This window comes from Streptomyces sp. FH025, assembly GCF_017427025.1.
Taxonomy (GTDB): Bacteria; Actinomycetota; Actinomycetes; order Streptomycetales; family Streptomycetaceae; genus Kitasatospora.
Window position 1 is genome coordinate 1 of sequence record NZ_JAFLNG010000530.1, and the last position, 5,507, is coordinate 5,507.

The 5,507-nt window shown below is 70.6% G+C and carries 5 protein-coding genes; all 5 read right to left on the reverse strand.

From position 1 onward, the window contains the following. The coding region (locus J0670_RS28580; RefSeq protein WP_374223188.1) for a phosphatidate cytidylyltransferase at positions 1-1,187 on the reverse strand (1,187 nt) is incomplete at its 3' end. A gap of 290 nt (positions 1,188-1,477) precedes the next feature. Continuing rightward, the gene (gene frr, locus J0670_RS28585) at positions 1,478-2,035 is read right to left on the reverse strand and encodes a ribosome recycling factor (RefSeq protein ID WP_207814581.1); all 558 of its coding nucleotides are present in this window, start codon (positions 2,033-2,035) and stop codon (positions 1,478-1,480) included. Between the two features lie 105 nt (positions 2,036-2,140). Continuing rightward, positions 2,141-2,905, reverse strand: coding sequence for a UMP kinase (gene pyrH, locus J0670_RS28590; RefSeq protein WP_030056790.1), 765 nt, complete (start codon positions 2,903-2,905; stop codon positions 2,141-2,143). 259 nt (positions 2,906-3,164) lie between these two features. After that, a complete protein-coding gene (gene tsf / locus J0670_RS28595) occupies positions 3,165-4,004 on the reverse strand; it encodes a translation elongation factor Ts (RefSeq protein WP_207814582.1) in 840 nt (279 codons plus the stop codon). 129 nt (positions 4,005-4,133) lie between these two features. Further along, the gene (gene rpsB, locus J0670_RS28600; RefSeq protein ID WP_207814583.1) at positions 4,134-4,973 is read right to left on the reverse strand and encodes a 30S ribosomal protein S2; all 840 of its coding nucleotides are present in this window, start codon (positions 4,971-4,973) and stop codon (positions 4,134-4,136) included. Between the last annotated feature and the right edge of the window lie 534 nt (positions 4,974-5,507).

Sequence of the window (5,507 nt, forward strand, 5' to 3'; positions counted from 1 at the left end):
ACCACCGGGGCCGTCGGCAGGAGCGAGTCCAGCCGGTCCATGATGCCGCCGTGGCCGGGCAGCAGCGTGCCCATGTCCTTGATCCCGAGGTCGCGCTTGATCATCGACTCGCCCAGGTCGCCCAGGGTCGCGGTGACCGCCGCGCAGCCGCCCAGGATCAGGCCCTGCCACCAGCTGCCGCCGTCGATGATCAGCTGCATCAGCAGGGCGCCCGCCAGCATCGACAGGCCGATGCCGCCGGCCAGACCCTCGCGGGTCTTCCCGGGGCTGATCGTCGGGGCCAGCTTGGTCTTCCCGAACTTGTAGCCCACCGCGTAGGCACCGGTGTCGCTGCAGATCGTGACGATCAGGAAGAGCACGATCCGCTGCGGGCCGTCGTCGGCCGCCAGCATCATCGCCACGAAGGTGGCCAGGAACGGGACGTAGAAGGCGGTGAACACGCCCGCGGTTATGTCCCTCAGGTAGTTCTCCGGCGGCTCGGCCATCCGCCAGACCATCACCGCCAGCCCGGTCAGCGCGAGCGAGGCCGCGGCCCACTGGACCCCGGCCCAGTAGCCCGTGGCCACCATGGCGACGCCGCCCACCACCAGCGGGATCAGCGGCGCCTTGATCTGCTTGCGCTCGGCGAGCCGGGTCGTCAGCTCCCAGCTGCCGACCGCGACCGCGGCCATCACGACGACCAGGAACAGCGCCTTGACCACGAACAGCGAGGCGATGATCACCGCACCGAGACCGACCCCCACGCCTATGGCGGCCTGGAGGTTACGGCCACCGCGCTGCTTGGGCGGCTCCGGCTGCGGGGCGGGCTGGGCGGCCACGGATGTCTCCTGCCCTGGGTGGGACGACGGCACGAAGTGGGGCTGTCCGGCCGCCGCGTGGCTCTGCGGCGGCGCGGGATGCGCCGGAGCCCCCGAGTACGGCGGAACACCGTGACCGGGGGCGGGGGCTGGGGCGACGTCGTCGGTTATCGCGCGCAGCACGACCGTCTCCGTCACTCCCGGCGGCGCCGCTTCGGGTCGCTCGCCCCGGAACGGCGGGCCGCTCAACCAGCCGGCCTCCCGGGCCCGGGCGTCGGCTGGCCCGGCCTGCTGACCGGGGGCCGCCGACCGGCCGTGCGCCGCGTGCTGGCCCCGGCCGTAGCTGGACGCACCGGCCGGCGGGCCGGGATCCGCCGGGACGGGAGGCATGACCTGAGTCTCCTCCGCGTCGCCTCCCCAGTACACCGGAGGCTGCTGCGGGTGATCCGAACGGAGGCCCTGGTCGCCCGGGACGGCACCCGGCACGGCGTGGCCCTGGGCGGCACCCGGCACGGCGTGGCCGGGGTGGCCCTGGGCCGGCGCCGGGTGCTCGCCGTACCCCGGCGTCGGGTGGGCCGACGACCGGGGTACCTGCGACTGCGGCTGCGGCGCCGGGCGGTAGGGCTGGAACTGCTGGTCGGACGGGCCCCAGTAGCCAGGGGCGTCAGGGGCGTCGTTCATCAGACCTCGAGCAGCTCGGCTTCCTTGTGCTTCAGCAGCTCGTCGACCTGGGCCACGTACTTGGCCGTGGTGTCGTCGAGCTCCTTCTCGGCGCGGCGACCGTCGTCCTCGCCGACCTCGCCGTCCTTGACCAGCTTGTCGATGGCGTCCTTGGCCTTGCGGCGCACCGAACGGATCGAGACCTTGGCGTCCTCGCCCTTGGTACGGGCGATCTTGATGAACTCGCGGCGGCGCTCCTCGGTGAGCTCCGGCAGCACCACCCGGATGATGGAGCCGTCGTTGGACGGGTTGACGCCCAGGTCGGAGTCGCGGATCGCCTGCTCGATGGCCTTCAGCGCGGTCTTGTCGAACGGCGAGACGACCGCCATCCGCGGCTCCGGCACCGAGAACGAGGCCAGCTGGTTGATCGGCGTCACGGCGCCGTAGTACTCGGCGACGATCTTGGCGAACATCGCCGGGTGCGCACGGCCGGTGCGGATGGCCGCGAGGTCGTCCTTGGCGACGGCGACGGCCTTCTCCATCTTCTCCTCGGCCTCGAGGAGGGTCTCTTCGATCACTGTGGTCTCCCTGTCCGGTTCATCTGCTGTTGTCCCGACCGGTGCCGGCATCGGGGCCGGTCGCGGTGCCGACCGCCGACACCGTTCCGTACGACTGGTTGCTGCTCAGGCCCGGACGGAATCCTGGCTGATGAGTGTGCCGATCTTCTCACTCTTCACCGCACGCGCGATATTGCCCTCCGCCAGCAGTTCGAAGACCAGCATCGGGAGGTTGTTGTCCTTGCACAGCGTGATCGCGGTGAGGTCGGCGACCTTGAGGTCGCGGGCGATGACCTCGGAGTACTCCAGCGCGTCGAACTTCACGGCGTCCGGGTTGGTCCGCGGGTCGGAGTCGTAGACGCCGTCCACGCCGTTCTTGCCCATCAGCAGGACGTCGGCGTGGATCTCCAGGGCGCGCTGCACCGCCGTGGTGTCGGTGGAGAAGTACGGCATGCCCATACCGGCGCCGAAGATCACCACGCGGCCCTTCTCCAGGTGCCGGACGGCCCGAAGCGGCAGGTACGGCTCAGCGACCTGGCCCATGGTGATGGCGGTCTGGACCCGGGTCTCGATGCCCTCCTTGACCAGGAAGTCCTGCAGCGCCAGGCAGTTCATGACGGTGCCGAGCATGCCCATGTAGTCGGAACGGGCCCGGTCCATGCCGCGGACCTGGAGCTCGGCGCCCCGGAAGAAGTTGCCGCCACCGATGACCACCGCGACCTCGGTACCGGCGCGGACGACCGTGGCGATCTCTCGGGCGATCGCGTGCACGACGTCCGGGTCGACGCCGAGCCCGCCGCCACCGGCGAAGGCTTCACCGGACAGCTTGAGCAGCACCCGGCGGCGCGAGCCCGCCTTGGGGTCCTGCGCGGTCTCCTGCGTCTCCTGCATGGACTTCTCCTTTTAGCACCTACTGGTCACAGGCGCGGGTGTGCGGATGCCCCGCCTGCGCGTACACGCGAGGAGGCCACTGCCGCGGGAACCGGTTCGGTGTCCTGCACGGCAATGGCCTCCTCGTCGTTCATGGTGCCGACGCGAGCCCGCCCGTTGACGGTGGCGCGGGGTGAGCCCGTTCGGCGTTCCGCCCGCCCTGTCAGCGGGCGGGGGCGGTTCCCAGCCTAGAGGGGCCGGGAACCAGGTGGAACGTGGCTCAGGCGCCGACGCGGAAGCGGGCGAAGCGCTTGAGGGCGACGCCGTTCTCCTCGAGGACCTTGGCGACGGTCTTCTTGTTGTCCTTCGCGAAGGCCTGCTCCAGGACGGAGTTCTCCTTCACGAAGCCGGTGACGCGACCCTCGACGATCTTCGGCAGGGCGGCCTCCGGCTTGCCCTCCTCGCGAGCGGTGGCCTCGGCGACGCGACGCTCGTTCTCGAGCGCCTCGGCCGGGATCTCCTCGCGGGACAGGTACTTCGGCGCGAAGGCGGCGATGTGCTGCGCGACGTCCTTGGCGACCTCGGCGTTCTCCTTGTCCAGCTCGACCAGGACGCCGACGGCCGGCGGCAGGTCGGGGCTGGTCTTGTGCAGGTAGACCGCGACGAAGCCGTCACCGTCGAACTGGGCGAAGCGACGGAAGACGATCTTCTCGCCCAGGGTCGCGTTGGCCTCGTCCACGAACTGCTGGACGGTCTTGCCGGCCTCGATCTCGGAAGCCAGGGCGGCCTCCAGGTCGGCCGGGGCGCTCTTGGCGACGTGGGCGGCGATCGCGTCGGCGACCTCGACGAACTTCTCGCCCTTGGCGACGAAGTCGGTCTCGCAGTTCAGCTCGACCAGGACGCCGGACTTCTTGTCCTCGGCGATCAGCGCGGCGACGGCGCCGTTGGAGGCGTCACGGCCCTCGCGCTTGGCAACGCCCTTCTGGCCCTTGATGCGCAGGAGCTCGACGGCCTTCTCGACGTTGCCCTCGGCCTCGTCCAGGGCCTTCTTGCAGTCCATCATGCCGGCGCCGGTGAGCTCACGGAGCTTCTTGACGTCCGCGGCGGTGAAGTTCGCCATGGTGTGAATCTCTTCTCGCGTCTCGCGTGTCTGCGTGGGGTGACGCCGGGACCGTCGATCCGGTCCCGGCGCGGGAGAGAGGGGCACCCGCCGGCTTCGTACCGGCCGGTGCCCCTCACCCTTGGTACGTCAGGCCTGCTCGGCCGGCGCCTCGGTGGCAGGGGCCTCGGCGGCGGGGGCCTCCTCGGCCTTCTTCTCGCCCTCGATGAGGTCCTTCTCCCAGTCGGCCAGCGGCTGGTCGGCGCCCGGCTCGGCCTTGGCGTCGCCCTTGGCGACACCGGCGCGGGCCTTCAGACCCTCGGCCACGGCGTCGGCGATCACGCGGGTCAGCAGGGTGACGGAGCGGATCGCGTCGTCGTTGCCCGGGATCTTGTAGTCGACCTCGTCCGGGTCACAGTTGGTGTCGAGGATGGCGACGACCGGGATGTTGAGCTTCCGGGCCTCGCCGACCGCGATGTGCTCCTTCTTGGTGTCCACGATCCAGACGGCGCTGGGAACGCGCTGCATGTCGCGGATACCGCCGAGGGTCTTCTCCAGCTTGTCGTGCTCGCGCTGGAGGACCAGGAGCTCCTTCTTGGTGAGGCCGGAGCCGGCCACGTCCGAGAAGTCCAGCTCGCCGAGCTCCTTCAGGCGCTGCAGACGCTTGTAGACGGTCGAGAAGTTGGTCAGCATGCCGCCGAGCCAGCGCTGGTTCACGTAGGGCATGCCCACGCGGGTGGCCTGCTCGGCGATGGCCTCCTGGGCCTGCTTCTTCGTGCCGACGAAGAGGACGCTGCCGCCGTGGGCAACGGTCTCCTTGATGAACTCGAAGGCGCGGTCGATGTAGTTCAGCGACTGCAGCAGGTCGATGATGTAGATGCCGTTGCGCTCGGTGATGATGAAGCGCTTCATCTTCGGGTTCCAGCGGCGGGTCTGGTGACCGAAGTGGACGCCGCTCTCCAGCAGCTCCCGCATCGTGACGACGGCCATTGCCGTGCTCCTCAGGTGTTACGGCCCGGCGGCGGCGATTCGTTGTGGCGACTGCCGACAGCCGGGTCAGGCTCGGTTTGTCCGTGGCAGCCAGGTGACAGCCACGCCTGACGCCCCGAACGTGCCGAGCCGCTTCCGCCCGCTCGGTCCGGGGACCGGTCGGGCTCGGCGGACCGAGCGGCACTCGCACCTGGCGGGGCTGCGGACGAACCGCGTCCGACCGCCGGTGGCGGGGCGTGCGAAGTCGACCCGGCGGACCGGGTCGCGTGTGAAGTGTACGGGAAGCGCCGAGGCGCAGGCGACCTCAACAGTGGCCGGGGCCTGCGGAGGCGCCGCGAGGAGCCGGTGGGAGGCCTGTATTCGGGCCTGCGTTTCGGGCCCGGCGGCCCGGGAACCCGCGGCGGGGCGGCTGCGGCAGGTGGGCCCATGGCGGCGGGAGGATGGCGTCGACTGGTCGCCTGCCTGCCCGCTGCCGGGAGCGCGTATGCCGTTTGTACACCGGATGGCGGCGCCCGTACACCCGTATGAGGGATG